Here is a 26,581-nt window from a genome sequence, read left to right on the forward strand (position 1 = left end):
ACGAAGTTGTACGATGACTGGGGCACTGATGGCCCGCATGTCATCCGCTCAGCCGCTGGCCGCCGCGCCGGTCAGGTGCTCGACGATGAACTCGCGCAGCCGCTGCTGCGCCGGGTTGCGCCCGGCACGGCGCCACGCCAGGTAGATCTCGGCCACGACGTCCTGGCGCCAGAGGTCGCGGAACGTCACGTTCTCGAAGCGCACGTGCTTCGCCGAGGCCGGCACGATGGCGAGGCCGATGCCGGCCTGCACCAGGGCCATGATCGTGTGCGTCTGCCCGATGTGGTGCACGTAGTGCGGCTGCACGCCCGTGGCCACGAACAGCGACTTGATCTTGTCGTGGAAGTACTTGCCCTCCTTCTCGGAGTACATCACCAGCGGCTGCCCGGCCAGGTCGTCCAGCGCGATGCGGCGCCGGCGCGCCAGCGGGTGGTCCGCGGGCAGGGCCAGCTGCATGGGCTCGCGCACCACGCAGTGGTAGTCCAGCTCGGCCTCCGAGTGCATGGGTCGCACGAAAGCCAGGTCCAGCGCCTCGGCGGCCAGCGCGCGGAACTGCTCCGCCGACACCATCTCCTCCAGCACGATGTCGATGCCCGGCAGCGCCTCGCGCGCGAGCTTCAGCAGGGTCGGGATGAGCACGTAGCCGGCCACCGCGGTGTAGCCGACCACGACCCGGCCGGTGTCGCCCCGGGCCGTGAGCCGCGCGGCCGTTGCAGCGTCATCGGCCAGCCGCAGGATCTTCAGCGCGTCGGGGTACAGCGCCGCCCCGGCCGAGGTCAGGCGCACGCTGCGGCTGGTGCGCTCCAGCAGCCGCGCGCCCACCGACTCCTCCAGCAGCTGGATCTGGCGGCTCAGCGGCGGCTGGGTCATGTGCAGCCGCGTGGCTGCCTTGCCGAAGTGCAGCTCCTCCGACACGGCCACGAAGCAGCGCAACTGGAACAGGTCCATCATCAATCCAAGAGTTGCATCGAATGATCCAAATTTAAGCTTGGACCTTTATAGATCGTCTTCCTAGACTGGTTTTCAGACGCCGGGGTCCGCGGCGCGCCCTGCCCGCCGGACCCGCACAGAGCGCGACCCGCCCTCGCGGCATCCAGACAGGAGACAAGATGTTGAAGCCCCATTTCGTGCTGCCGCTGCTCGCGGTGGCGGTGTCTGCCGTCGCCACGGCGCCCGCGGCGGCGCAGCCCGGCAGCTGGCCGAGCCGGCCGGTGACCATCGTGGTGCCCTTTCCGCCCGGCGGCGGCACCGACACCGGCGCGCGCATCGTGGCCGAGCAGCTCAGCCGCCGCTGGGGCCAGACCGTGGTGGTCGAGAACAAGGGCGGCGCCGCCGGCCAGATCGGCGCGGACATGGTGGCCAAGGCCAAGCCCGACGGCCACACGCTGCTGATGGGCAATATCGGCACCCAGGCCATCAACCCGGCGCTCTACAAGAAGCTGCCCTACGACGCCAACAAGGCCTTCGCGCCGGTGTCGCTGGTGGCCGAGCTGCCGCTGGCGATGATGGTCAACCCCAACGTGCCGGCCAAGACCGTCAAGGACTTCGTCACCTACGCCAAGGCCAAGCCCGGGCAGCTCAGCTACAGCAGCTCCGGCGCCGGCGGCGGGCCGCACCTGGCGGCCGAGATGTTCAAGGACAGCACCGGCGCCTTCATCGTGCACGTGCCCTACCGCGGCGGCGGGCCGGCAGTGTCGGACCTCATCGCCGGCCATGTGCAGCTCTCGTTCATGACGGTGTTCGAGGCCAGCGGCCACATCAAGGCCGGCAAGCTGCGCGCGCTGGCCGTGACCAGCGACAAGCGCGTGCCCGCGCTGCCCGAGGTGCCCACGCTGGCCGAGGCCGGCGTGCCTGGCTTCAACAGCATTTCCTGGATCGGGCTGCTGGCGCCCGCGGGCACGCCGCAGGAGGTCACCGACAAGATCGCCGCCGACGTGCGCGCCGTGATGGCGCAGGACGAGGTGAAGAAGAAATTCTCCGACCTCGGCGCCGTGCCTGCGGCCGGCACGCCGGCGGCCTTCGGCAAGCTGATCGACGACGACCGCAAGCGCTACGCCCAGATCATCCAGGACCGCAAGATCACGGTCGAGTAAGCAACCAAGCGCGGAGATTCCCATGCAGCTCAAGACCATCGGGCGCGGCCTGGCCGCGGCGGGTGCGCTCGCCCTGGCGGCCGGCGCCCAGGCACAAGCCAACTTTCCCAGCAAGCCCATCACCATCGTCGTGCCGGCCTCGCCGGGCGGGGCCATCGACATCGCAGCGCGGCTCATCGGCGCGCGCTTCACCGCGGCCTGGGGCCAGCCGGTGACCATCGAGAACAAGGGCGGCGCCGCCGGCATGCTGGGCTCGGACTTCGTGGCCAAGGCCGCGCCCGACGGCCACACGCTGGCACTGGTGGCCAGCAGCCACGCCATCAACCCCAGCATGTACAAGAAGCTGCCCTTCGACACGGTGAAGAGCTTCGAGCCGGTGGTGCAGACGCACGTGGTGCCGCTGATGCTGGTGGTGAACAAGGACATCCCGGCCAGGAACGTCACCGAGCTGGTGAGCTACCTGAAGGGCCATCCGGGCCAGGTCAGCTACGCCTCCAGCGGCAACGGCGGCGCGCCGCACATGTCGGCCGAGCTGTTCAGGAGCGTGGCCGGCGTGGACATCGCGCATGTGCCCTACAAGGGCAGCACCGCCGCGCACCCTGACCTCATTGCCGGCCGCACGGCGCTGATGTTCGACACCGTCGCCGCCGTGGCGCCGCAGGTCAAGGGCGACAAGGTGCGCGCGCTGGCCGTGACCACGCCCAGGCGCTCCAGCCTGTTCCCGGAGCTGCCGACCATGGCCGAGGCCGGGCTCAAGGGCTACGAGACCAGCACCTGGGGCGGGCTGCTTGCGCCGGCGGGCACGCCCAAGGACGTGATCGCCAAGCTCAATGCCGAGGCCAACAAGGCGCTGGCGACGCCCGAGCTGCGCGAGAAGCTGGCGGCGGCCGGCATCGAGCCTGCGGGCGGCACGCCGCAGCAGTTCGGCGACTTCATCCAGTCCGAGATCGCGCGCTGGGCCAAGGTGGCCAAGAGCGCGGGCATCCAGCCCGATTGACCAGGAACCTCACACCATGACCCTGATGAAACCCCGCGTCCTGCAACTGGGCCGCCTGCTGCCCGCGCTGGAAGCGCGACTGGCCGCCGACTATGACGTGACCCTGCTGGCGCAGCAGGCCGACCCGCGCGCCTTCCTGGCCGCGCGGGGCCGCGAGTTCGTTGAGGCGGTGACTTCCGCGCCGGTGGGCATCGATGCCGCCCTGCTGGAGGCGCTGCCCGAGGTGCGGGTGGTGTCGAGCTTCGGCGTCGGCCTGGACCGGATCGACCTGGCGGCGGCCGCGCGCCGCGGCGTGGCCGTGGGCTACACGCCCAACGTGCTCAACGACTGCGTGGCCGACATCGCTTTCACCCTGCTGCTGGACGTGGCGCGCCGCGCCTCGGAGGCGGACCGCTTCGTGCGCCGCGGCGGCTGGCTGCAGGAGAAATTTCCGCTGGCCACGCGCGTGAGCGGCAAGCGGCTGGGCATCGTGGGGATGGGGCGCATCGGCCGCACGGTGGCCAAGCGCGCCTCGGGCTTCGACATGGAGATCCGCTACCACGACCGCAACGTCGTCTCGGACGTGCCCTACGGCCACGAGGCGAGCCTGCCGGCGCTGGCGCGCTGGGCGGAGTTCCTGGTGGTGGCCGCGGCCGGCGGCCCCGGCAGCCGCGGGCTGATCTCGGCCGAGGTGCTGCAGGCGCTGGGGCCGCAGGGTTTCCTGGTCAACATCGCGCGCGGCACGCTGGTGGACGAGGCCGCGCTGGTGCGCGCGCTGCAGGACAAGCGCATCGCCGGTGCCGGCCTGGACGTGTTCCTGGACGAGCCGCGCGTGCCCGAGGCGCTGCTGGCGCTGGACAACGTGGTGCTCACGCCCCATGTCGCCAGCGGCACCCACGAGACGCGCCAGGCCATGGCCGACCTGGTGCTGGAGAACCTGCGGAGCTTCTTCGAGCGGGGAGAGGTGAGGATGCAGGCGCCGGTGCAGTGAGGATTTGAGGCGTTCGCCATGAGCTGCGCTGCCCCGTTTACTACTCCGTCATCCCCGCGAAGGCGGGGACCCAGGCGGTCCCACGTCGGCCATTGAAGTCCATGCAGGCATCACGCGGCCGAACAAAAACCTTGGCATGCCTGGCAAGCAGCTCGCGGCCTGCTTGGGGACCGCCTGGGTTCTCGCCTTCGCGGGAATGACGAGGCAGAGGACGTGGCGCCTGAGCCTCCGGAGCAACGCAGGGTCACAACTTTCCCCGTACAGCAGTGCCTGCCACTGCCTCGACACTCTTCATCCCTCCTCCTCCACCCCAATCACCTCGTTGCGCTCCAGGTACTGCCGCGCGTACTCCAGCTCGCCGCGGGCCTGGGCGTGCAGGGTCAGCAGCGGCTGGCCGGGTTCCACCACGTCGCCCAGCCGCACGTGCAGCTCCAGCCCGGCCGCTGGCACGTTGGGCGCGCCGGCCAGCCGGGCCAGGCGCGCCAGGCGGCGGCTGTCGATGGCGGTGACGCGCCCGGCACGCCGCGCCAGCGCCGGCTCGCGCAGCAGCGCGCGCGGCGGTTCACGCAGCCCACCCTGGGCCTCGCAGATGGCCTGGAACTTCGACCACGCCGCGCCGCCGGCCAGCACCTGCCCGGCCACCAGCGCGCCCTCGCCGGCCGGCACCCGGCCGCTGAACTCCAGCAGCGCCGCGGCCAGCCGCACGGCCTTGGCGCGCAGGTCTGCGGGCGCATCGGGCGCGCCCTGCAGCACGGCCAGCACGTCCCAGGCTTCCAGCGCCGGGCCCACGCCGCGGCCCACGGGCTGACTGCCGTCGGTGCGCAACACCTGCAGCCGCAGGCCATGGGCCTGGGCCACCCGCTCCAGCAGCGACTTCAGGCGCAGGTAGTCCACCTCGCTACGCACCTTGGCGGTGGGGCCCACCGGCACGTCGATGAGCGCGTGCGTGGCGCCGGCGGCGATCTTCTTGGACAGCACCGAGGCCACCAGCTGCGCGTCGCTGTCCAGGTCCAGCGGGCGCTCGACGCGGATGAGCACGTCGTCGGCCGGGCTGAGCGTGAGCGCGCCGCCCCACACCAGGCAGCCGCCCTCGCGCGCCACGACGCGGCGCATGGCCGTGCCGTCCAGCGCCACGGTGGTCAGCGTCTCCATCACGTCGGCCGTGCCCGCCGGCGAGGTGATGGCGCGCGAGGAGGTCTTGGGCACCACCAGCCCGGCCGCCACGGCAATGGCCACCACGATCGGCGTGGTGCGGTTGCCCGGCAGGCCGCCGACGCAGTGCTTGTCGCCGATGGGGCCGAAGCCCCAGGACAGCCGCTCGCCCGCGTCCACCATGGCGGCGGTGAGATCGGTGGTTTCCTGCACGTCCATGTGCCCGCCCGCGCAGGCGGCCAGGAAGGCGGCGATGTGGGTGTCCGGGTAGCGGCCGGCGGCCAGGTCGCCCACGATGGCGCGCAGTGCCGCCGGGTCCAGCCGGTGGCCGTAGAGCTTGGCGCGCACGGCGCTCATCGACTCCAGCAGCGGCGCGTGCGCGATGCTGACGTGGTCGCCGGGGCGCGCGTCCAGCGCGCGCCAGGCGCTGTTGCTCAGGCCGGCCTCGCCCAGCGACAGCAGGCCCGGATCGACTACGTTGAGCGTGGCAATCAGCGTGCGCCCGCGCAGCCGCAGCTCCACCCGCGTCTGCGCCTGGAAACCCTCGGCGCGGCACACCGGGCAGTCGCGGTGCATGTAGACCACGAACTCCTGGGACGTCTCGATGCCGATGCGCGCCACGCGCAGCAAGGGCGCGGGCGCCGGCGCGCCTTGCAGCATGCAGCTCATGCGTGCAGCTCCACCGTGCGGCCCAGCAGCGGCGCCGTTGCCGGCCAGCCCAGCTCGCGCCCGATGCGCTGGCGCAGCGCGTCCGCCGGACCGGGCTCGCCATGGGTGACGAAGACCTGCCGCGGCGCCCGCGGCATGCCGCGCAGCCACTGCACCAGCTGCGCCGCGTCGGCATGCGCCGACAGCCCGCCCAGCGACAGCACCTCGGCCTTCACCGGTACGTCCTGGCCAAAGATGCGCAGGAAGCGCTCCCCGGCCTGCAGCCGCGCGCCGCGCGTGCCGCCGGCCTGGTAGCCCACCAGCACCACGGTGTTGCGGTGGTCGGGCAGCCGGGCCTGCAGGTGGTGCAGCACGCGCCCGCCGGTGGCCATGCCGCTGGCCGACACCACCACCGCCGGGAAGCGCGCCTGGCTCAGCGCGCGCGACTCGGCCGGCGTGCGCGCCATCTGCGCCACGCCACACATGCCGGCGTTCTCCGCAGGGCTCAGGCGGTGCTCGCCGTGGTGGTGGCGGTAGAGCTCGGTCATGTCGATCGCCATCGGGCTGTCCAGGAACACGGGCAGGTCCGGGATCGCGCCCTGCGCCTTCAGCCGGTGGATCAGCAGCAGCAGCAACTGGGTGCGGCCCACGGCGAAGGCCGGCACCAGCACCGTGCCGCCGCGCGCTGCCGTGCGCGTGATGATTTCGCCCAGCGCGGCCTGCGCGTCCTCGCCACCATGCAGCCGGTCGCCGTAAGTGGACTCGATGACGACCCAGTCCGCGACCGGCGCCGGATCGGGCGCGTGCATGAGCGGGTCGTCCGGGCGCCCCAGGTCGCCCGAGAACAGCAGCGTGCGGCCGTCGGCCTCCAGCAGCAGCGAGGCGGCGCCCAGGATGTGGCCGGCGCGGCGGAAGGTGGCGAACAGGCCGGGCAGCACCTCGGTGCGCGCATGCAGCGGCAGCGGCTCGAAATGGCGCAGCGCGCGCTGCGCGTCCTCCTCGGTGTAGAGCGGCTGGGCCGGCTGGTGCCTGGAGGTGTGGTGGCGGTTGGCGAAGGCGGCGTCCTCCTCCTGGATGCGGGCGCTGTCGGGCAGCAGCAGCCGGCACACGTCGGCGGTGGCCGGCGTGGCCAGAACCGGCCCGGTGAAGCCCTGGCGCACGAGCAGCGGCAGCGCGCCGGAGTGGTCCAGGTGCGCATGGGTGAGCAGCACCGCGTCCACCGTGCGCGGCTCGAAGGGCAGCGGCTCCCAGTTGAGCTCGCGCAGCGACTTCCAGCCCTGGAACAGTCCGCAATCGACCAGCAGCCTGCGGCCGTCGTGCTCGACGAGGTACTTGGAGCCGGTGACGGTGCCGGCGCCGCCGTGGAAGCCGAGCCTCATGGCGGGCTCCACAAGCGCGGGGCCGGCGCGAAGGCGTGCTGCATGAGAAGCCTCCTGTGCGTTGTCAAGCCCGGCGCTCCCGGACGCCGGCTGGTGCGCGCAGCATAGGCAGGCGCCCTGCTGCCGGCATGAGCTGGATCAATTCCCGCAACGGCCCGCCGCATGGCCGGGGCCCTGCCGTCGGTTGCGGCGGCGTCCCGGCATTTTCCGCGCGGCGTCGCCAAGGCCCGGCTCCAGCCGCACGGAAAATACGGAGCTGGCAATTTAGCGAATTTGAGTCTGGAACAAATTTCCTGAATCAACGCCCGGACGCTACCCGCGCTGCTACCGTGCCTGTTTGTTTGCAAGGGCGAGGCGGTAGTTTGCCCAGGTCAGGAATTGCCCGCGGGTTATTGCAGACGGCATGAAAAGAAATGGAGTCATGGAGTTGCAGGCCGGTGTTCACAAGGATGTCATCGAATTCTTATCCCAGTTGCGCAGGCACTGCCCTGAATACCAGGAGCTGCTCAGGCTTGCACCCGCGCGGGCGGCGCGGGACATCGCCTTCGACTGGGCCGTGATCTTGGGCAGCGTGGCCTTTGTCGTGTTCTGGAGCCCCTGGCTCACGCCGGTGGCGCTGTGCCTGATCGGACACCGGCAGCGGGCGCTGGGCAACCTGCTGCACGACGCCGGGCACCGCAGCCTGTGGCGCCAGCCACGGCTCAACGACTGGGTCACGCGGCTGCTGGTGGCACCGATGCTGTTCGCCGACCTGGAGCACTACCGGAACACGCATTTCCTGCATCACCGGGCCCTGGGCCGTGCCGGCGTGGACCCCGACTTCCTGCCGCCGCCGGCCACACCGGTGCGGCACTGGCTGCAGAGCTACCTGCGCCTCGTGACGATGCGGCGGCTCTGGCTGGCGTCGCTGGCCGGGCACCTCGCCGACGCGGGTGTGCGCCCGGCAAACAGGCTCTGCATCCTGGCCTGGTGGGCCGGCGTGCTGGCGCTGGCGGGCGCCTGGGGAGGCGCGGCGTACGCGGGCGCGCTGCTGGGGCTGACCCTGCTGGCCCGCGCCACGGTGTTCCACCTGCTGACGATGCTGCGCGAGATGTGCGACCACTACGGCCTGCAGCCCGGCGAAGTGTTCTCCTTCTCCAGGGACATGTCCTGCACCGGCCTGGCCCGCCTCGTGGTCCATCCGCGCAACAACGGCTACCACCTCACCCACCACCTCCTGCCCGCGGTGCCCTACTACCGCCTGCGGCAAGCCCACGCCCTGTTCCAGCAGCTGCCCATGTACCGGGCACGGGCGCAGCAGTGCCGTGCCTACTTCTTCGGCGACGGCGCCGTCGCCAGGGCCTGGCAGGCCGCTGCCCCCGGTTCAATGAAACCGGCCATGGGCCAAATATTTTGAATCCGCGCCCCGTGAATCCCTGCGCTCCGACAATATGGATGCTGCGCGCGCAAGGCGCGTCAGCCCCCGCAAATGGAGCCGGCACGGCAGACGGGCTTTATCAAGGCCGGACCCGCATCGCGGCCGCACCATTCAGGGCGGGGCACAGCATCAGCCATCCGGGGTTTAACTCTTGAACGAAATGAATACGAACGACTCGTCAGCGCTGGATCGTCGGTTTTTTGAAATGGTCGTCGACTTTCTCGGGCGCGCGGACCTCGTCGAATTGCGCGCCTCCATGCAGGAGCGCGGCTATGCCATTCTGCGCAACATGATCAAGCCTGAATTGCTTGATGAATTGCGCGGCGAATGCTGGAACCTGCTGGAATCCAGCGGCGTGGAGCGGGACTTTCTCATGCGCCAGACGGCCAATACCCCGCGCCGGATGGTCAACGTGCGGTGCGAGGAGATCAGGAGCCAGGGCCGGCTCATCCCGGCGCTCTACCAGTCGGTGGCATTCCGGCGCCTGTTCGAGGTCATCACGCGCGAGACCTTCGTCGAGTGCCCCTACGAGCCGGAGCAGTACATCGTCAACGCGCTGTTCAAATCCGGCCACACGCACGGCTGGCACTGGGATGACTACAAGTACGGCGTGAATATCGCGGTGGAAACTCCGGACAAGGAATCGGGCGGTTACGTGCAACTGGTGCCCAATACTTCCTGGAACCGGGAGCGCCCCAGCGTCGAGGAAGTGCTGTTTTCCAACCAGATCCTGTCCTTCCGCCTGGAGCCGGGCGACGTCTATATCCTGCGCACCGATACCGGCCTGCATCGCGTGAGCCCCATCAATGCCGGCTCGCGCCGCATCATCGTGAATATGGTGTGGTCCACGCCCGAAGAGGTGCAGACCGTCACCACGCACGACACCATGGAGGAAATTTTCGCGTGACCTGGTTGTTCGTTTCCGCTTTCGGCCTGGGATTGATTTTCAACGCCTCACCGGGTGCCGTGTTCGCGGAATCCTTCCGGCGCGGCATTTCCGGGGGCTATCACCAAGCGTTGTACGTTCAATTCGGATCGCTGGTCGGCGACGCGACATGGGCCGTGCTCGGGCTGGCCGGGGCCGGCGTGATCTTCGCCCTGCCGGCGGTGCGCGCGCCCGTGGCCATCGTCGGCGCGCTGTACCTGGCCTACCTGGGCGTGCAGTGCTTCAGGGACATGAACGCTGCGCCGGCCGCCGCAGCCGCGCCGGTCGATGGCCGGGCCCGCCAGGGCGCCCTGGCCAGCGGCGCCTCGCTGTCGCTGACCAACCCGGCCAACGTCTTCTACTGGGCAGCGCTGGGCAGCGTGCTGGGCGGGCTGGGCGTGGAGAACCCGGCCTTGGAGCACTACACCGTGTTCTTCCTGGGCTTCATGGCCTCGTCGCTGATCTGGTGCTTCGTCTGCGCCGGGTTGATCCACGTGCTGCACCGCGCGCTGCCGCCGCTGTTCACCCGGCTCATCAATGCCCTGTGCGGCATTGCGCTGATCGGCCTCGCCGCGGCCACCGTGCGGGACGTGCTGCTGCTGGGCTGATCGGAAATGCCGCTGCTGGCCGGCGCGGTGCCCCGGTGCTGCACCGGCTGCCCGCACGAGGCGGGTTCGTGCGGCGGGGCTTGCGCGTCTCAGGCGGCCCGGACCAGCGCGGCGCCGGAACCGTCGGCGTTGCCGGACTCGGCTTCGTCACGGACCGGCCAGGACCGGGCCTCGGCCGCGGACGGGGCCGGCCGCTCGCCCGGCAGCGGCTGCAGCATGGCCTTGGCGACGGCTCGCACCGTGGCGCTCAGCTCCTGCGACAGCGGCGGCTCGACCTGCCAGTGGTGCCAGTACAGCGCCACGGGCACCGGATGCTTCGGCGCCAGGTCCACCAGGTCGTGGCGCGCCGGGTCCGCCTGCAGCTGCAGCGCCGGCACCAGGCCGTAGCCGCAACCCGAATGCACCGCCTCCAGCAGCGCACCGGGCGCGGGCAGGTAATGCCGGGGGTAGCGCTCGATGCGCATGCCGAAACGCCCGGCCAGGAACTCGTTGTGCAGACCGTCCCGGCGGTTGAACAGCACCGCCGGCGCCTCCAGCACCGCCTTGAGCGTGAGGCCGTCCGGAAAGAAACGCTCGGCCAGCGCCCGGCTGGCCATGCAGCGGTACTCCATGGCCCCCAGGGCATCGGCCACGAAGCCCGCGGGCGCCCGCTCCAGGCTGGACACGCAGCCGATGACGTCGCCGCGCGCCAGCCGCTCCAGCGTGTGGGCCTGGTCCTCGGCGATCACTTCCAGCGCGACGCGCGACTGCACCAGCGGCGTCCACAGCACCCGCGCGAACCAGGTCGCCAGCGAATCGGCATTGACGGCGATGGTCAGCGGCAAGCGCCCGCTGGTGCCCGGCGCCGGCTCCAGCTGCCGCAGCGTGGACTCCTCCAGCAGCCGCAAGGCCTTGACATGGCGCAGCAGGATTTCACCGGCGGGCGTGGGAACAACCGGTTTCTGCCGGACCAGCAAAATGGCCGACACCGATTCCTCCAGCAGCTTGATGCGCTGCGAAATTGCCCCCCGCGTCAGATTCATGACCGCCGCGGCGCGTTCGAAACTGCCTTCCTCAACAATGGTGGCCAGGGTATGGAGCTGCTGCCGGTCAAACATGAAAGCCGTTCGTGCCGCGGGCCGCACAGGCCCGCGCTGAAAAATCTCGGGGCGCCCCGAAATTACGGGGACAACATTGATTGAATATAAGGGATCACCCCAGTAATTTCCCCGCGCCGGAATGACAGGGAGTTACAGGAATTTGACATCGCCGCTTGCAGGACGGTACGGGTGGCGCCGCGCCCGGGCCGTCAGCGCCGACGCCAGCGCAGCACCCGCAGCACGTAGCCCATGGCGATGAGCAGGAACAGGCCGGTGGTCACCGGGTTCATCCAGGCCGCGATGCGCTCGTACTGCTGCTGCATCAGGTAGCCCGCGGCCACCAGCAGGCCGCACCACAGCGCCGAGCCCAGCAGCGTCCAAGCCATGAAGCGGCCCAGCGGCATGGCCACCAGGCCGGCCGGCAGCGCCACCACCGTGCGCAGCGCGGGCACCAGCCGGCCCAGCACCAGCACCACCGGGCCACGCCGCCGGAACCAGCCCTCGGCGCGCTCGATCTCCTGGGGCGACACCGCCAGCCAGCGGCCATGCCGGTCCGCCAGGCGCTTGAGCCGGGCGCAGCCCAGCAGCCGGCCCGCCGCATACCACGGCAGCGACCCCAGCAGCGACCCCAGCGCTCCGGCCGCCACGACCAGCGCCGCGTGGCCCTGGCCCGAAGCGGCCAGGAAGCCGGCGAAAGGCATGATCAATTCGGAAGGCAGCGGCGGAAACAGGTTCTCCGCCAGCATCAGCAGCGCGATGCCGAGGTAGCCGTACTGCTGGATCACGCCGATCACCCATTCCGCCACGCCCGCGCTCCTTGGTCCAGGGACATGCCGCGCCCTGGAGCATGCACCGGGCCCACGGGCCGGACGGACGGCGCGGCGAGGCCTGCGCGGCGCGGGCCTACCGCCCCGCGACCGCCGCCTTGGGCTTGCCGACGTCGCCGGGGTTCACCTCGATGTCCTGGGTGTCGGCCGGGCAGGACAGCTCCTGCGGGCGCTGCCAGGGCTGGTCGATGTAGATCTGCCAGCCCTGGCGGTTGGGCGGATAGCTCTCCTGGCCGCTGGCGTCGCCGCAGGTCTGGGCCGACACCGACTGGCCCGGCCCCACCGCCACCACCGCGCCGCGGCGCAGCGTGCAGCGCGCCAGCCAGGTGAGCTGGTTCCAGGTCTGGCAGACCTCGTAGTCGCTGCGGTACTGCGCCACCGTGCCGCTGGGCGCATCGGCCGACCACCAGCCGCCCAGGCGGTTGGTGTTGCCGCGCGCGTCCCGGACGGCCGGGCCGTTCCACAGCCGGTACACCGGCAGGTCTTCCCGGATGCGCACCACCGCCACGCCCAGCACGCCGCCCTGGCCCGGCGCCTTGAGCGCGCTCCAGGCGGCGGCACGCTCGTAGTCCGGGTCGTCCAGGCGCAGCACCTCGGCGCGGCCCTGCAGCGACGCCGGCAGCCCCAGCGGGTCGGTGGGCGCGGTGGCACAGCCCGCCAGGGCGGCCAGTGCCAGGAGTGCCAGCCCCGCGCGGCGGGGCATCGCGGCCAGGGCCGCCCTCGGTTCGTTGCTCATGCTTCTCTCCCTCCAAGGCGGCCTGGAGCAGCCGCTCACGTGTGTCCGGACGGCCCGCCGCGGGGGCGGCACGCCGCGCGCCGACGCGCCTGGGCATGCCGCTCGCTGGCGAGCTGCGGACCAGGCCCCTGCCGTCGCCCGGCATCCTGCCCGCCCAGGCCTACGCGGCCCTGTCGCGGCGCAGCCGGCCCCGGCGCGGGACACCCGGCGCCGGCGCGGACAATCGTCCCCCACACAACCAAGGCACCGACCAAGAAACCGAGACACCGACATGAGCAAGGACCGCTTCCACAGCCTCTACACCCACGGTTTCATCCGCACTGCCGTCTGCGTGCCGCGCATCCGGCTGGCCGACCCGCAGCACAACGCGCAGGAGACGCTCTCGCTGCTGCGCGCCGCCCACGACAAGCGCGCCGTGGTGGCGCTGTTCCCGGAGCTGGGCCTGGTGGGCTACACCTGCGACGACCTGTTCCACCAGCGCGTGCTGCTGGACGAGGCCGAGCTGGCACTGGCGCGGCTGGTGCAGGACGCCGCCGGCATCCCGGTGCTGGGCGTGGTGGGCATCCCGCTGCGCGTGGACGAGCGCCTGTTCAACTGCGCCGTGGTGTTCCACCGCGGGCGCATCCTGGGCGTGGTGCCCAAGACGTACCTGCCCAACTACGGCGAGTTCTACGAGGCGCGCCAGTTCAACAGCGCCGTCAACGCCGTCTCCGACCTGGTGACGCTGGCCGGCCAGACCGTGCCCTTCGGCACGCAGCTGCTGTTCCAGGCCGAGAACCACCCGCTGCTCAAGCTGCACGTGGAGATCTGCGAGGACGCCTGGGTGCCGATCCCGCCCTCCACCTACGCCGCGCTGGCCGGCGCCACGGTGATGCTCAATCTCTCGGCCTCCAACATCACCATCGGCAAGTCCGGCTACCGGCATGAGCTGGTGGGCCTGCACTCGGCGCGCTGCCTGGGCGCCTACCTCTACAGCGCCTCGGGGCCGGGCGAGTCCACCAACGACATGGCCTGGGACGGCCACGGCCTGGCCTACGAGAACGGCGTGCTGCTGGCCGAGACCGAGCGCTTCAAGCAGGACAGCCAGCTCATCACCGCCGACATCGACCTGGAGCGGCTGCTGCACGAGCGCATGCGCATGACCACCTTCGGCGCCACCGTGGGCCAGCACAAGGCGGCGCTGGCGAACTGGCGCACCGTGCTCTACCAGGCCGAGCTGCCCGCCGAGGAGCGGCTGCCGCTGCAGCGCTACGTGCCGCGCATGCCCTACGTGCCGGCCAACCCGGCGCAGCGCGACGAGCGCTGCCGCGAGGTGTTCAACATCCAGGTGCAGGCGCTGGTGCAGCGGCTGCGCGCCGCGGGCATCACCAAGCTCGTCATCGGCGTGTCGGGCGGGCTGGACTCCACGCACGCGCTGCTGGTGTGCGCCAAGGCGGTGGACCTGATGGGGCTGCCGCGATCGAACATCCTGGGCTACACCATGCCGGGCTTTGCCACCAGCGGACGCACGCTGGACCAGGCGCTGCGCCTGATGGCAGCCATTGGCTGCTCGGCCGAGCAGATCGACATCCGCCCCAGCTGCCTGCAGATGCTCAAGGACCTGGGCCACCCGGCCGGCAGCGGCGAGGCGGTGTACGACGTGACCTTCGAGAACGTGCAGGCCGGCGAGCGGACGAGCCACCTGTTCCGCCTGGCCAACCTGCACGGCGGCATCGTCATCGGCACCGGCGACCTGAGCGAACTGGCGCTGGGCTGGTGCACCTACGGCGTGGGCGACCACATGTCGCACTACGGCGTGAACGCCAGCGTGCCCAAGACGCTGATGCAGTACCTGGTGCGCTGGGTGGCGGAGACGGGCCAAGTGGGCGAGCAGGGCAGCCAGGTGCTGCTGGACATCCTGGGCACCGAGATCAGCCCGGAGCTGGTGCCCGGCGGCGCCGAGGGAGAGCAGCCGGCGCAATCGACCGAAAGCGCCATCGGCCCCTACGAGCTGCAGGATTTCAACCTGTTCCACATCCTGCGCTACGGCTACGACCCGTCGAAGGTCGCGTTCCTGGCCTACCAGGCCTGGTGCTCGGGCGACCACGCCAAATATTCCCTGGCCGACGTGCGCAAGCACTTGAATACCTTCCTGCGCCGCTTCTTCGCCAACCAGTTCAAGCGCACCTGCGTGCCGAATTCGCCGAAAGTCGGCTCGGGCGGCTCGCTGTCGCCGCGCGGGGATTGGCGGGCGCCGAGTGATGCGTCGGCGAATGCTTGGCTGGCGGAGTTGGAGAGGAATGTGCCGGAGGAGTGATGCGGGCTCGTCAGGCTTGAAAAGGCTGCCTTGGAAAAAGCAGCCTTTTATTTGCAAGGCGCCAGCCCGCAGCCTTGCCGCTCGCCCAGCCTGAGCCTGTATAGGGGAATTTTTCTGCTCTTTTCCAGCGTCGGACCTGCTGATGGTCGCTTTATAGTGGCGGCGCCTCATACGTTCAACAAAAAGCCCATAAAGCACCGGTCCATGAAAATGCTTCTGACAGCGGTTGTCCTGCTCCCCATTCTCGCCGCCTGCACCACCCCTCCCCGCTCCGCCTGGGTCAAGGACGGCGCCACCGAATCGGACCGGACGACCGCCTTGTCCCGATGCCAATATGAGATGCGCCTGAACAAGGTTCCCACCAAGGACCGCTCCGACCTGCTGCAACTGTGCATGCAGGGCAAGGGATACCGATACCAGCGCGTGAATTGAGGGCGGGATTCAAGAAGGACGGCTTAATTCCCCAACCGTCACAAACCCTGCCCTCATGCCTTCCAAACTCCTTTTCCTCCCCGGCGCCACCGGCAATACCGCCTTGTGGCAGCCGGTTTCTGGCCTGCTCACGCATCCGGCCCGGAAAATCCATCTCGGCTGGCCCGGCTTCGGCCCCACGCCGCCAGATTCGGCGGTGCGGAGTTTTGACGATCTGGTGACCCGGGTGGTGGCGCAAATCGATGAGCCCACCGCGCTGATTGCCCAATCCATGGGCGGCGTCATTGCCCTGCGGACGGCACTGGAGAAACCGGACCTCGTCACGCATTTGGTGCTGAGCGTCACCTCGGGTGGACTGGATGTGAACAGCCTTGGCGCCGAGGATTGGCGTCCGTCTTTTCTTAAGAACAATCCCAATCTGCCGCGCTGGTTTGCCGAGCACCACGAGGATTTGTCGGCCCGGCTTCCCGACATCCGCATTCCCACGCTGTTGCTGTGGGGCGGTGCCGACCCGATCAGCCCGGTGGCCGTGGGCCAGCGTCTGTCAGCATTGCTGCCGAAAGCGGAATTGCATGTCTTTTCGGGTGGAGACCACGATTTGGCCAATACATTCGCCGCTGACGTTGCACCGCTCATCGACGCGCACCTGCGCAAAACCACCTGACCTGCCATGCACATCGCCATTCTCACCGCCCAGGGATTCAACGAGCTCGATTCCTTCATCGCCCTGGGCATCCTCAATCGCGTGAAACGCCCCGGTTGGCGGGCTTCCATCTGCGGGCCGGATGAAACTCTGACCTCGATGAACGGCGTGGTGGTGCAGGCGCAAATCCGCCTCGCCGAGGCCAATGCGGCGGACGTGGTGCTGGTCGGTAGCGGCATGAAAACCCGGGAATTCGTGAACGACCCGGCCCTGATCGGCCAATTGAAACTCGACCCGTCCCGACAACTCATCGGCGCCCAATGCTCCGGCACGCTGATCCTGGCGAAATTGGGCGTGCTGCAGGATATTCCCGCCTGCACCGACCTGATCACCAAGCCATGGGTGCAGGAGGCGGGCGTCGAGGTGCTGAACCAGCCCTTTTTCGCGCGCGGCAACGTGGCCACGGCCGGCGGCTGCCTGGCGTCTCAATATCTCGCGGCCTGGGTGCTGGCGCGCACCGAGGACGAAACGGCCGCGCGTGAGGCGCTGCATTATGTGGCACCGGTGGGGGAAAAAGAAGTATATGTGGAGCGGGCCTTGACGGCGATCAGACCCTATTTGCAACCCGAAAAATCATCGACGCTTTGACTTACTGTAGGCCAGCAGTGGCATATTGATACCAGCGCTGGCATGGAGCGTGCCCGGACGCACTCAGCGCCAGAATTGGCAAAATAGCATGAAGTCAAATGACTTTATGCACCTGCCAAGCTGAAGAAGTTTCGGCGCAGCATGGGCTTTTCTGCGGTTCACCCACGGAGGAGCACTATGCCGAGGAACGCACTGAGCCCAAAATGCCCGCCTGTGCAAGATCTCGCATATCCCTGGTATTCGACGGCTCGTTTTTGCGCGCTACGGGCACCAAGCAACCGTTGATGTTTCCCGCAGTTTCAGGCAAGCGTAACGATCACGGAAAATTTGACTACTCCCCCGAGCGACAGAAAGTCCGCAATAAAGGACCGATCCCTGAGGGGGAATATTGGATACAACCCTCGCAGCTGTGGGAAAATAATTGGTTTAAGAGCTTGATTCGCACGCCTCGCTCAGCATGGGGAAATTTTCGCCTGACCATTCATCCCTATCCCGGCACTCAAACTCACGGGAGAGGTGGATTTTTCATTCATGGCGGCTCCGTGCCTGGAAGTGCAGGCTGCATCGATCTTACGCTGGGCATCGATAAATTCGTCAAGCAACTCAGGACCGAACTGGAAGGACTACCCGAATGCTACATTCCCTTGAGCGTGCGGTATCCCTCAAAGTAACAGCCGCTCTCTTCCTTACCTTGCCCCTGGCCACCTGGGCCGAAGTCAGCGACAAGGAGCCTTCCACCGCGCATATATGGCTGGTGGGTTTCTTGGCTGCCCTTCTCTGTTTCGCTGGCGTTCGTTACCGCCGCTGGCTTGCTCCTGTTCTTGCCGCCTTACCCGCTTTCTGGTTCGTCAGCCTCTTGGTGGAGATTCACTCACCGGATGTCGGTCCGCATTTGTATGCCGAGCAAGGCCCTCTGTATTACGTTCAGGCTTATCTATCCTTGGGCCTGTTTGTGTCCGGCGTGATCCTGGGCTGGCGCCTGAACCGACGGCGCAGGGAAACGTGACGGCTGGCTTGGTTGCTGGCGCGCACTGCGCCCAATAACATGGCTTCAGCTTCCGTGACGCCCGATCAGCACTGTCATATCCGCCGTATTTCACGATTTGTCAGGACTGGACTGGCGCCCATCATGGAATCGTGGTCCAGGAAGCGGTAGGGAAGATCACTTCAACTCGAAGCCAGCGCGGCGCGAGGAGGCGCCCCACCATGAAACAGCAAGTCGCCCGTCTGTCACCTCACCAGAATGCCAAGGTATTCGCCGTCCTCACGGCCGTCACCTCGCTGATTTTCATCACGCCCATCTTCCTGTTGCTTTCGGTCCTGGCGCCCGCCGAATCCCGAACGCCCGTGCTCATGATCGTTTTCATGCCGCTGCTGTATCTGGCCCTTACTTATCTCTCCGTGATTGCCGGTTGCGCGCTGTACAACTTCATTTACCCCTACGTCGGCGGGATCGAATTCGAAGCAAAAAGCAAACCAGCATGATGGTTCCGGGAAGCACGGACAAGTCGAGTGATTTGCCTGGCTGGAGCCGCCATACCTCGTATTGACAGCTTTTTCAGGAAACTGTCCATGACCCACAGGCCCAGCCTGCGCTTCAACGTCTTCGGCCAGCTCGTCCAGATCACCGGCGCGCCGGGAAACTGGACGGCCTGGCTGCTCGGCGCCGACGGCAAGCGCCGGCCGGCGGATTTCATCGTGCCGGATTTCGTGACCGAGGACGACATGGAGCAATATCTGTTCGACCTGTTCCACGAATCGGCCACGCCGACGAATGGATCGGTGTTCAGGCTCGATTGAACCCGGGATACTCGAGAAACTGCTCGCGTCCGACGCTGACGCGCCCCATTCGACGAGAAACCTGCTGCTTTCCATGACCGCACAGCCGCTGATGCTCATGTCGCTGGCCTTTCTGTTGTTGGTGCTCGTGGGAGGTGCCTTGCTGCTATTCGTGGTGCGCGTCGTGCATCCCCCCGGCCACTGGCTGCGCAAGCGCGTCGATGACTGTGCGGCCTGGGCCGGCCAGAACGCCAAGCGCTATGTGGACCGGATCGAGCTGGTTTTCCTCATCCTGGTCGCGCTGATCTTCACGGTCATCACGCTCGTGTATTCCTAAGCCCCTCCAAGCCCTTCGCGATGCCCATGCCGCCCTCCGCCCACGCCCATTCGTCCGCCAGCCCCGCCCGGTGCGCCACCCGGTCCCGCCATGCGCTCCCGGCCCTGCTGCTCAGCCTGTGCGGCGCGGCCCTGGCCCAGCCGGTGCTGCAGCCGGGCCTGTGGGAGAAGCACTTCGACGGCGGCACGCTGGACCCGGACAGCGGCGCCTACCGCTCCATGTCCGTCGAGCAGCGCCAGGACTGCCTGAGCGAGGCGTCCCTGAAGCAAGGCCCGGACATGGATGCGGCCACCTTCATGCAGCGCAACCGGCAGCAAGGCAGCAGCTGCCGGCTGCTGAGCGAGCAGCGCGGCGCCACGGCTTCCACCTGGGCCGTGGCCTGCCAGGACAGCGACGGCACGCGCCGGGAAGTGCGCCACGAAAGCGCCAGCGCGCCCACCACTTTCTCCTCGGTCACGCTCGCCACCGACGTGCCCGCGGGCGACGCGAGCCGCACCGTGCGGTCGCGCATCCAGATCCGCATGACGCGCCTGGGCGACTGCACGCCGGCCACGCGGCCATGAATGCGGGCTCGCGCCTTGACCGCCATGGCGCCGAACCCGAGCCGCGCGCTCAAGGGCGGGGCGGGCGCGAATACAGGTAATCGTCGGGCAGCCCCAACCGCCGGCAGGCCTGTACCGGCGGGCTGGAGCGCAGCAGCACGCGGTCGGCGCCACGCGCCAGCAGGATGACGAGGCCGCGCTCCCAGGGCCGCAAGCCCCAGCGGGTGCCCAGGCCCAGCCGCTCGCGCAGCCAGCCCGGCACGATCTCCACCCCGGCGCGGACCAGCAGCCCCTGCAGCGGCCGCAAGGGCGCAGGCAGTGCCGGCGCCCGCGCCAGGATGTGCAGGAACTCGAACACGGTCGCGGAGCCTTCGAGCCGGGGCGCCATCGCGGCCAGCAGCGCGTCGAGCTCGGCCTGCGACGCCGGCACCCCCGGCGCGCCATAGAGCCGCGCCGCGGTGCGGCTCTCGAAGAAGTAGCGGTCGCGTTCGGCGACCGACAGCGGCCGCACGTAGGCATGGGTGGCCTCGACGATGCCGAAGCTGGCGGTGGCATGCACCCACTCCAGCAGCTCCGGGTCGCTGGCCCGGTAAGCCTCGCCGGTCGGCGTACTGCCGGCAATGGCCATGTGCCGGCGCGACACCGCGGCGATCATCGCCTCGGTGCGGCTGCGCGGGCCATAGACGGTCAGCATCGCGGCCAGCCCGGTGCGCTGCAGCCGCTGCACCGGCTGCTCGCGAAAGCGCGTGTGCTCCCACACGCCCGTGCGTACCCGGGGCTCCGCCAGCTCCAGCAGCACGGCCGCGACGCCCCCGATGAACAGCGCCGCCGGGTTCTTGAACAACTGCCACGCCAGGGAGTCGGGCGCACTGAGCGCAGGCTCGCCGCGAGGGGAGGCGAACAGGTCCGCCGGCAGCCCGGCCGGCTCCAGCATGGCCCGCACCACGACTTCGACGCGCCGCTGCAACGGCGCCGGCAACACGATGGCTGTCATGCCGCACAGCGTGGCATTACCGCCCGCAGCGCGCGGCCGGGCTGGGCCACGGGCTTGCCAAGGAAGCGGGAATTCGTCACGGCGTCCTGGCCCGGCACGGCACGGACAATCGCCTTCCGTGACATCCCCCTACTCCCGCTCCCGCCGCCGCTTCACCACCTTCGCGCTCCTGGGCACCGTCCTGCCAGCCTGGGCCGATGAGGCACCGCTCAGCAGCGTGGCGCCGCGTTGGCGCGCGAGCTTCGCCGCGTTTGAAGCCGCGGACCGGGCCCGGCCGGTGGCGCCGGGCGGCGTGGTGTTCGTGGGCAGCTCCAGCATCCGCGGCTGGGAGAACCTGGAAACTCAGTTCGACCTGAGCCCGCCGCCCCTGAATCGCGGCTTCGGCGGCTCCACGCTGGCCGAGTGCGCCCGCCACCTGGACCGCCTGGTGCTGCCCTACCGCCCGCGCCTGGTGGTGCTCTACGCCGGCGACAACGACCTCGCCGCCGGCGACACGCCGCGGCAGGTGCTCAACAGCTACCTCGCCTTCGTGGACGGCGTGCACCGCGCGCTGCCCGCAACCCGCATCGCCTTCATCGCCATCAAGCCCAGCCCCTCGCGCGCGCGGCTGCTGCACCGGGTGCGCCAGGCCAACATGCTGGTCCGCCACCACGCCGCCGGCGATGCGCGGCTGGCCTACATCGACGTCTTCACGCCCATGCTCGGCCCCGACGGCCAGCCGCGGCCGCAGCTGTTCCAGCCGGACGCGCTGCACCTCAATGCCCGGGGCTACGCGCTCTGGCGCGAGCTGATCGCGCCCGTGTTGCGCTGAAGCTTGCCCGCCGCTCGGGCCGTGCCGCCCGGGCCCGCGCTTCGGCGCCACACTCCCCGGGTCGCGCCCGCGCGGGCATGTCCGCTGCACCAGTGAGCGCGACACCACCCTCACTCCCCGGGAGATGCCGCCTTGAACGAATCCGAAGCCCGCACTGTGTTGCTGATCCAGGCGCTGGAAAGCGGCGCCGAGGCCGAGGGACGGCTGCTCACGCCGGCGCAGAGCCGCGAGGCCTCGGAGGTGGTGCGCGCCGGGCTGCCCAAGCCCGGGCGCACCCTCAAGTCCCAGGACTGGTCCGAGCGCTTCCTGGTGCAGCGCGCGCAGCGGCTGCTGCAGGACGCGGCGGCGCGGCGCCCGGCGCTGCGCGGCTTCATCGAGGGCGGCGGCGGCTTCTGGCCACTGGTGCAGGCGCTGGTCGTGGTGGCGGGCTTCGCGGCCGGCTTCGCCTCGGACGCGCTGGTCAATCCTGAGCGCATCAACCTGCTGTCGGCGCCGCTGCTGGGCGTGGTGCTGTGGAACTGGGGCCTGGCGTTGCTGTGGCTGCTGTCGCGGCTGTTCCTGCGCCGGCGTCGCGTCGCGCCGCGCGCGCCGGGCTGGCTGGCAGGCCTGGCGGCCTGGCCGGGGCGCTGGCGGCGCGGCGGCTTTGCCGTCGCCAGCCGCTTCAGCCGCGCCTGGGCCCGGGCCGCGGCGCCGCTGTGGCAGGCGCGCGTGCGCGCCGCGCTGCACCTGGGCGCCGTGGCGGTGGCGCTGGGACTCGTCGCCTACATCGGCGCGCGCGCGCTGCCCAACGAGTTCAGCGTCGGCTGGGAAAGCCAGCTCATCAAGACGCCCGAAGGCGTGCACCGGCTGCTGCAGATCCTGTTCTGGCCGGTGACGCTGCTGCCCGGCGTCGCCGGCGTGGCGCCCTTCACGCTGGAGGAAGTGACGGCCATGCACCACTGGGGGCAGACCAGCCCGGCGCTGGCCGACCGCTGGCTGCAGCTGGTGACGGCGCTGCTGCTGGTGTCCATCGTGCTGCCGCGGCTGCTGCTGTGGCTGATCCAGTCCCGGCGCGCGCGGCGCTACACGCGCCACTTCCCGCTGGACCTGACCGATCCCTACTTCGCCAGGCTGCTGGCCGAGGGCACCGGCCAGCGCCTGCGCCTGGTGGTGTGGCCCTACGGGCTGACGCTGGACGCGGCGCGCGCGGCGGCGCTGCAGCGGCAGGCGCCGGCCGTGCTGGGCGTGGAGGCCGAGGTGAGCGCGCAGCCGGCGCTGGCCTACGGCGACGCGGTGGAAGCCGTGGCGCGCCGCCCCGCGCCGGCCGAGGGCGAGGTGCTGGAATGCGCGGCGCTGCTGTCGCTGTCGGCCACGCCCGAAGCCGAGACGCATGGCGCCTTCCTGCGGCGCGTGGCGCAGCTGGCGCCGCAGGCGCTGGTGCTGCTCGACAGCGGCGCCTTCGCCGCCCGCCTGGGCCGCGGCGAGCGGCTCAAGGAGCGCGAGACGCTGTGGAACGAATTTGTGCGGCCCTACGGGTTCACGCGGGTGCAGGTGGTGGAGCTGGGAGGCTGACATGGCGGACACGGCACAGGACACCGCCGCCGGCATGGGCACCCGCATCGAGCTTTGCCTCGTCTCCCACACCAACGTGGGCAAGACCACGCTGGCGCGCACGCTGCTGGGCCAGGACGTGGGCGAGGTGCGCGACGCGGCGCACGTGACGCAGGAGGCGCAGTCGCACGCGCTGCTCGCCACCCCCGAGGGCGACGCGCTGGTGCTGTGGGACACGCCGGGCCTGGGCGACTCCGCGCGCCTGTACCGGCGCCTGAGCCGCGCCGCCAACCCCATCGGCTGGTTCCTGTCGCAGGTGTGGGACCGCTGGACGGACCGGCCCTTCTTCCTCAGCCAGCAGGCCATGCGCGCCACGCGCGACCATGCCGACGTGGTGCTCTACCCGGTCAACGCCACCGAGGCGCCGGCCGAGGCGGGCTACCTGGAGCCGGAGCTGAAGCTGCTGGCCTGGATGGAGCGGCCGGTGCTGGTGCTGCTCAACCAGACCGGCCTGGCCCCCGCCGGCAGTGGCGCGGCCGACGACGAGCTGCGCCGCTGGCAGCAGCACCTGCGCGGTGTGGAGGCGGTGGGCGGCGTGCTGGCGCTGGACGCCTTCGCCCGCTGCTGGGTGCACGAGCAGGCTTTCTTCGACACGCTGGGCACGCTGGTCCCGGCCCCCAAGCAGGCCGGCTATGAGCGGCTGCAGCGGGCCTGGCAGCGGCGCAACGTGCAGTGCTTCGAGGCCTCGATGCACGCCATCGCTGCGCAGCTGGTGGCGGCGGCCGGGCTGGAGCAGGGCATCGAAGCCGCCCAGGCCCAGCCGGGGCTGCTGGCCCGCCTGGCCGGCACGGGCGCCGACACGCGGCGCGAGCGCGGCCAGCAGGCGCTGCAGCGCCGCGTGGAACAGGGCCGCGCTAACACCACGCGCGAACTGCTGCGCCTGCACGGGCTGCTGGGCCGGGCGGAGCACCCCTTCCTGAAGCGGCTGGACCAGGGCGACCTGATCTCGCGCGCGCCGCTGGACCCGGTGCGGGCCGGCCTGGGCGGGGCCATCGCCTCGGGCGCGGCCACCGGGCTGGCCGCCGACGCCGCCACCGGTGGGCTGACGCTGGGCACCGGGGCGCTGCTGGGCGCGCTGGCGGGGGCGGTGGCCTTCGTCGCGGGCGCCGAGGGTTTCAACCGCGCCCGGGGCGTCAAGGAGGAGACGCTGCGCCTGAGCGACGCCGCGCTGCGCGGCCTGCTGCAGGACGCGCTGTTGAAATACCTGGCGGTGGCGCATTTCGGGCGCGGCCGGGGCCAGTTCGAGCATGACGAGCTGCCGGCAGCCTGGGTGGAGCAGGCCCGGCTGCGCGTGGATGGCGCCGGCACCGAGCTGGACGCGCTGTTCGCGGCGCTGCGCATCGGCGACCTGGACGCGGACGGCGCCCGCGCCCAGCTCCAGGCCCTGGCCGCCACGCTGGCGCTGGAGCTGCTGGCCTGGCTGTACCCGGAAGCCGACATCGACCGCGTGCGGGCGGCCATGCAAACGCCGGTGCCGGCCTGAGGCTCGCACCCTGGGCTGGGCCAGGCCCGGCCGCGGCGGACCCCGGCGGCCGGGCCCGCGCACGCTGCTGCGGCCCGTGTGAACTTCGCCCGTCCGGCGTGCCCGGAAACTGCAAGGCCTTTGTTTACACTAGCCTCTTTGCTCTGGAAAAAACGGCATTGGGACGGATTACCGGTTTCTCGGGCCCTTGAATATCACTCCATTACTGAACGGCCCCGGACCCGGTGCGACATGAATAACAACGATCCCATGATCGCCAACAGCCAGAATATCCCTGCCCGGTTGCCGAAGGGCCATGCGCCCGTGCTGGTCGTGGTCGTCGACACCGAGGAGGAATTCGACTGGACCCAGCCCTTCTCTCGCCACAGCACCGGCACGACGGCCATTGCGGCCCAGCACCTGGCGCACGACCAGGTTTTCGACGCGCTGGGCATCGTGCCGACCTACGCGGTGGACTGGCCGGTGGCGACCACGCCGGCCGCCGTCGCGGTACTGGGCTCATTGCTTTCCAGCGGCCGTTGCGAAATTGGCACCCACCTGCAACCCTGGGTATCTCCACCCTACACGGAAATTGTCAACAACTTCAATTCCTACGGATGCAATCTGCCCCGGGAATTGGAGTTCGAGAAACTCCGGCAGCTGACGCAGGCCATCACCGAGAATTTCGGCCGGGCGCCGATCACCTTCAAGGCCGGGCGCTACGGGGTGGGCGCGCATACCCTGGAGGCCATTGCCGCGCTGGGCTACAGGATCGACGCCAGTTTCGTGCCCCGCACCTCCTTCGAGGATGACGGCGGCCCGGATTTCTCCCGCTATTCGGAGCAGCCCTTCTGGCTCGGCCATGCGCAGGCGCCGCTGCTGGAATTGCCCGTCACCACCGGCTATTGCGGCGCGCTGCGCGCTTTCGGCACGGCGCTGTATCCGCTGCTGCAGTCGGCGCCTCTGAAGGCGCTGCATGCCGGCGGCATCGCGGCGCGCACCCGGCTGCTGGAGCGCATCCGCCTGACGCCCGAGGGCTGCACCGCCGCCGAGATGAAGCGCCTGGCCGCCACCCTGGCCCGCGCCGGCTGCCAGGTGTTCTCGCTGACCTACCACAGCCCGTCCCTGGCGCCCGGGCACACGCCCTACGTGCGCAGCCCGGACGACCTGCGCCGCTTCGTCGCCGCGATCAAGGAGCTGTGCCTGTGGTTCCGCGACGAGCTCGGCGGCGTGTTCATGAGCGTAGAGGCGCTCCACGCCAAGCTGCAGGCGCAGCGGCTGCTGGACGCGCGCCAGGCCGGCGTGGTGGCGGCGCAGGCCTGATACCCGATCAGTAGTTGCTGTCGCCGGCCAGCAGCCCCTCGATGGAGTGGACCTGCTCGATGTACTGCAGCTGGTCCACCACGCGCCCGGCCAAGTGGCGACGCACCTCCTCGGGCAGCGCGGCGTGATAGTCGGGCGTGAGCTGGATGTCGTGGCGCTCGCCGTTGCGCGCATCGGGCGCGTCCACGCCCACCACCAGCACCGGGCGCCATTGGTCGGAGTGGTTGGCGGTGCCGCGGTGGATGGTCAGCGCCGAACGCGCGGAGATGTCGCCCATCTGCGCCAGGCGCGCCTGCTTGCGTGCCTCGTAGCGCGGGAACAGCTCGCGCGGCGGAAACATGCCCAGCTCGCGCCGGCCGGTGGCCTCGGCATCGAGCCCGAACTCGTCCCACTGCGTGCCCGGCGCCACCTCGAAGGGCCCCATCTCCGGCGTGGTGTCCACGGCGCTGAGGTTGAAGGCCAGCGAGTTCAGGCGCCGGCCCAGCCGCGTCTCCTCGGGCATGGGGAAGTCGCGGTGCCAGGGCTGGTCCTGCGCGCCGGGGCCGGGCACGTCGAAGCCGACTTCCACCACCTTGTAGTCCGGTCCCAGCACGGCGCGGCACACGGTGACGAACCAGGGGTGCGTGACGATGTCCACGAAGCCGCGCAGCCGTTGCGGGTGCACCTCGACGTACCAGCGCTGCGGCCCGCGCGGCAGCGCGCCACGCGGGCGCTGCCGGGCCTCGGCGAAGAGCGTGTCGATGTCCTCGCGCAGCCGCTGCCCCCAGGCGCGCTCGAAGGCGCCGCGCAGGGCGATGATGCCGTCGCCATAGAGGCCGCCCATGATCCGGGCGACGTCATAGCCCTGCGGCATGTCGCCGCCCGGGGCCGATGCAGTGTTCATGCGGGAGTCT

Annotated in this window: 28 protein-coding genes; 20 read left to right on the plus strand and 8 right to left on the minus strand. The window is 69.9% G+C overall.

Annotation, left to right across the window (positions count from 1 at the left end; translation table 11 throughout):
* Positions 1-48: 48 nt before the first annotated feature.
* A complete protein-coding gene (locus tag HHL10_RS13200; RefSeq protein ID WP_375138952.1) occupies positions 49-951 on the minus strand; it encodes a LysR family transcriptional regulator in 903 nt (300 codons plus the stop codon).
* 158 nt (positions 952-1,109) lie between these two features.
* Here HHL10_RS13200 and HHL10_RS13205 point away from each other — a divergent pair, with 158 nt between their 5' ends.
* From HHL10_RS13205 to HHL10_RS13215, 3 genes are read left to right on the plus strand one after another with little or no spacing between them, the layout of a single operon-like run.
* Entirely contained in the window at positions 1,110-2,093 is a 984-nt protein-coding gene (locus HHL10_RS13205; protein WP_169160842.1) for a Bug family tripartite tricarboxylate transporter substrate binding protein, read from the plus strand.
* Positions 2,094-2,115: 22 nt separating this feature from the next.
* Positions 2,116-3,090 (plus strand): tripartite tricarboxylate transporter substrate binding protein, encoded by a 975-nt coding sequence (locus HHL10_RS13210; protein ID WP_169160843.1) that lies wholly within the window; start codon positions 2,116-2,118, stop codon positions 3,088-3,090.
* Between the two features lie 16 nt (positions 3,091-3,106).
* Positions 3,107-4,060, plus strand: coding sequence for a 2-hydroxyacid dehydrogenase (locus tag HHL10_RS13215; RefSeq protein ID WP_169160844.1), 954 nt, complete (start codon positions 3,107-3,109; stop codon positions 4,058-4,060).
* A 291-nt stretch (positions 4,061-4,351) separates the two neighbouring features.
* On the opposite strand, the gene HHL10_RS13220 is transcribed toward HHL10_RS13215, so the two are convergent.
* Entirely contained in the window at positions 4,352-5,872 is a 1,521-nt protein-coding gene (locus tag HHL10_RS13220) for a thymidine phosphorylase family protein (protein ID WP_169161074.1), read from the minus strand.
* Between the two features lie 5 nt (positions 5,873-5,877).
* The gene (locus HHL10_RS13225; RefSeq protein ID WP_169160845.1) at positions 5,878-7,239 is read right to left on the minus strand and encodes an MBL fold metallo-hydrolase; all 1,362 of its coding nucleotides are present in this window, start codon (positions 7,237-7,239) and stop codon (positions 5,878-5,880) included.
* Positions 7,240-7,642: 403 nt separating this feature from the next.
* Between HHL10_RS13225 and HHL10_RS13230 the strand changes: the two genes are divergently transcribed.
* From HHL10_RS13230 to HHL10_RS13240, 3 genes are all read left to right on the plus strand, one after another.
* Positions 7,643-8,635, plus strand: coding sequence for a fatty acid desaturase (locus HHL10_RS13230; RefSeq protein WP_235971426.1), 993 nt, complete (start codon positions 7,643-7,645; stop codon positions 8,633-8,635).
* 181 nt (positions 8,636-8,816) lie between these two features.
* Positions 8,817-9,563 (plus strand): HalD/BesD family halogenase, encoded by a 747-nt coding sequence (locus tag HHL10_RS13235; protein WP_169160846.1) that lies wholly within the window; start codon positions 8,817-8,819, stop codon positions 9,561-9,563.
* A complete protein-coding gene (locus HHL10_RS13240) occupies positions 9,560-10,189 on the plus strand; it encodes a LysE family transporter (RefSeq protein WP_169160847.1) in 630 nt (209 codons plus the stop codon). The genes HHL10_RS13235 and HHL10_RS13240 overlap by 4 nt, the downstream gene beginning before the upstream one ends.
* Before the next feature lie 89 nt (positions 10,190-10,278).
* Here the strand turns inward: HHL10_RS13240 and argP are convergent, their stop codons facing one another.
* From argP to HHL10_RS13255, 3 genes are all read right to left on the minus strand, one after another.
* Complete coding sequence (gene argP, locus HHL10_RS13245) at positions 10,279-11,286, minus strand: HTH-type transcriptional regulator ArgP (RefSeq protein WP_169160848.1); 1,008 nt, start codon at positions 11,284-11,286, stop codon at positions 10,279-10,281.
* A 191-nt stretch (positions 11,287-11,477) separates the two neighbouring features.
* Positions 11,478-12,074, minus strand: coding sequence for a DedA family protein (locus HHL10_RS13250; RefSeq protein WP_169160849.1), 597 nt, complete (start codon positions 12,072-12,074; stop codon positions 11,478-11,480).
* 97 nt (positions 12,075-12,171) lie between these two features.
* Positions 12,172-12,831 (minus strand): hypothetical protein, encoded by a 660-nt coding sequence (locus tag HHL10_RS13255; protein WP_169160850.1) that lies wholly within the window; start codon positions 12,829-12,831, stop codon positions 12,172-12,174.
* 271 nt (positions 12,832-13,102) lie between these two features.
* Here HHL10_RS13255 and HHL10_RS13260 point away from each other — a divergent pair, with 271 nt between their 5' ends.
* The 10 genes from HHL10_RS13260 to HHL10_RS13305 all read left to right on the plus strand — a co-directional run bounded on the left by HHL10_RS13260 (position 13,103) and on the right by HHL10_RS13305 (position 19,529).
* Positions 13,103-15,127: an NAD(+) synthase gene (locus tag HHL10_RS13260; protein ID WP_169160851.1), complete on the plus strand. Its 2,025-nt coding sequence runs from the start codon at positions 13,103-13,105 to the stop codon at positions 15,125-15,127.
* A 30-nt stretch (positions 15,128-15,157) separates the two neighbouring features.
* Positions 15,158-15,559, plus strand: a complete 402-nt coding sequence (locus HHL10_RS13265; protein WP_169160852.1) for a hypothetical protein — start codon at positions 15,158-15,160, stop codon at positions 15,557-15,559.
* Positions 15,560-15,614: 55 nt separating this feature from the next.
* Positions 15,615-16,223: an alpha/beta fold hydrolase gene (locus HHL10_RS13270; RefSeq protein ID WP_169160853.1), complete on the plus strand. Its 609-nt coding sequence runs from the start codon at positions 15,615-15,617 to the stop codon at positions 16,221-16,223.
* Between the two features lie 6 nt (positions 16,224-16,229).
* On the plus strand, positions 16,230-16,850 hold the full coding sequence (locus HHL10_RS13275) for a DJ-1/PfpI family protein (protein WP_169160854.1): 621 nt from the start codon (positions 16,230-16,232) through the stop codon (positions 16,848-16,850).
* A 98-nt stretch (positions 16,851-16,948) separates the two neighbouring features.
* Positions 16,949-17,521 carry a tlde1 domain-containing protein gene (locus HHL10_RS13280; RefSeq protein ID WP_235971428.1) on the plus strand — a complete coding sequence of 191 codons (573 nt, stop codon included), beginning with the start codon at positions 16,949-16,951 and terminating at the stop codon, positions 17,519-17,521.
* Positions 17,482-17,856: a hypothetical protein gene (locus HHL10_RS13285; protein ID WP_169160855.1), complete on the plus strand. Its 375-nt coding sequence runs from the start codon at positions 17,482-17,484 to the stop codon at positions 17,854-17,856. Before HHL10_RS13280 ends, HHL10_RS13285 begins: the two co-directional genes overlap by 40 nt.
* Before the next feature lie 200 nt (positions 17,857-18,056).
* Positions 18,057-18,335: a hypothetical protein gene (locus tag HHL10_RS13290; protein ID WP_169160856.1), complete on the plus strand. Its 279-nt coding sequence runs from the start codon at positions 18,057-18,059 to the stop codon at positions 18,333-18,335.
* 87 nt (positions 18,336-18,422) lie between these two features.
* Entirely contained in the window at positions 18,423-18,650 is a 228-nt protein-coding gene (locus HHL10_RS13295) for a DUF7661 family protein (protein WP_169160857.1), read from the plus strand.
* A gap of 73 nt (positions 18,651-18,723) precedes the next feature.
* Complete coding sequence (locus HHL10_RS13300; protein ID WP_169160858.1) at positions 18,724-18,966, plus strand: hypothetical protein; 243 nt, start codon at positions 18,724-18,726, stop codon at positions 18,964-18,966.
* Between the two features lie 26 nt (positions 18,967-18,992).
* Positions 18,993-19,529, plus strand: a complete 537-nt coding sequence (locus tag HHL10_RS13305; protein ID WP_169160859.1) for a DUF3617 domain-containing protein — start codon at positions 18,993-18,995, stop codon at positions 19,527-19,529.
* Positions 19,530-19,578: 49 nt separating this feature from the next.
* Here the strand turns inward: HHL10_RS13305 and HHL10_RS13310 are convergent, their stop codons facing one another.
* Positions 19,579-20,502, minus strand: a complete 924-nt coding sequence (locus tag HHL10_RS13310) for an oxygenase MpaB family protein (protein ID WP_169160860.1) — start codon at positions 20,500-20,502, stop codon at positions 19,579-19,581.
* A 118-nt stretch (positions 20,503-20,620) separates the two neighbouring features.
* Here HHL10_RS13310 and HHL10_RS13315 point away from each other — a divergent pair, with 118 nt between their 5' ends.
* From HHL10_RS13315 to HHL10_RS13330, 4 genes are all read left to right on the plus strand, one after another.
* On the plus strand, positions 20,621-21,313 hold the full coding sequence (locus tag HHL10_RS13315) for an SGNH/GDSL hydrolase family protein (protein WP_169160861.1): 693 nt from the start codon (positions 20,621-20,623) through the stop codon (positions 21,311-21,313).
* A 132-nt stretch (positions 21,314-21,445) separates the two neighbouring features.
* The gene (locus tag HHL10_RS13320; protein ID WP_169160862.1) at positions 21,446-22,864 is read left to right on the plus strand and encodes a DUF2868 domain-containing protein; all 1,419 of its coding nucleotides are present in this window, start codon (positions 21,446-21,448) and stop codon (positions 22,862-22,864) included.
* Between the two features lies 1 nt (position 22,865).
* Positions 22,866-24,386 (plus strand): DUF3482 domain-containing protein, encoded by a 1,521-nt coding sequence (locus HHL10_RS13325; protein WP_235971434.1) that lies wholly within the window; start codon positions 22,866-22,868, stop codon positions 24,384-24,386.
* A gap of 231 nt (positions 24,387-24,617) precedes the next feature.
* Positions 24,618-25,688 carry a polysaccharide deacetylase family protein gene (locus tag HHL10_RS13330; RefSeq protein WP_169160863.1) on the plus strand — a complete coding sequence of 357 codons (1,071 nt, stop codon included), beginning with the start codon at positions 24,618-24,620 and terminating at the stop codon, positions 25,686-25,688.
* A 7-nt stretch (positions 25,689-25,695) separates the two neighbouring features.
* On the opposite strand, the gene HHL10_RS13335 is transcribed toward HHL10_RS13330, so the two are convergent.
* Positions 25,696-26,571 carry a phytanoyl-CoA dioxygenase family protein gene (locus HHL10_RS13335; protein WP_169160864.1) on the minus strand — a complete coding sequence of 292 codons (876 nt, stop codon included), beginning with the start codon at positions 26,569-26,571 and terminating at the stop codon, positions 25,696-25,698.
* Positions 26,572-26,581 lie beyond the last annotated feature (10 nt).

Source organism: Azohydromonas caseinilytica, assembly GCF_012927045.1.
GTDB lineage: Bacteria > Pseudomonadota > Gammaproteobacteria > Burkholderiales > Burkholderiaceae_C > Azohydromonas > Azohydromonas caseinilytica.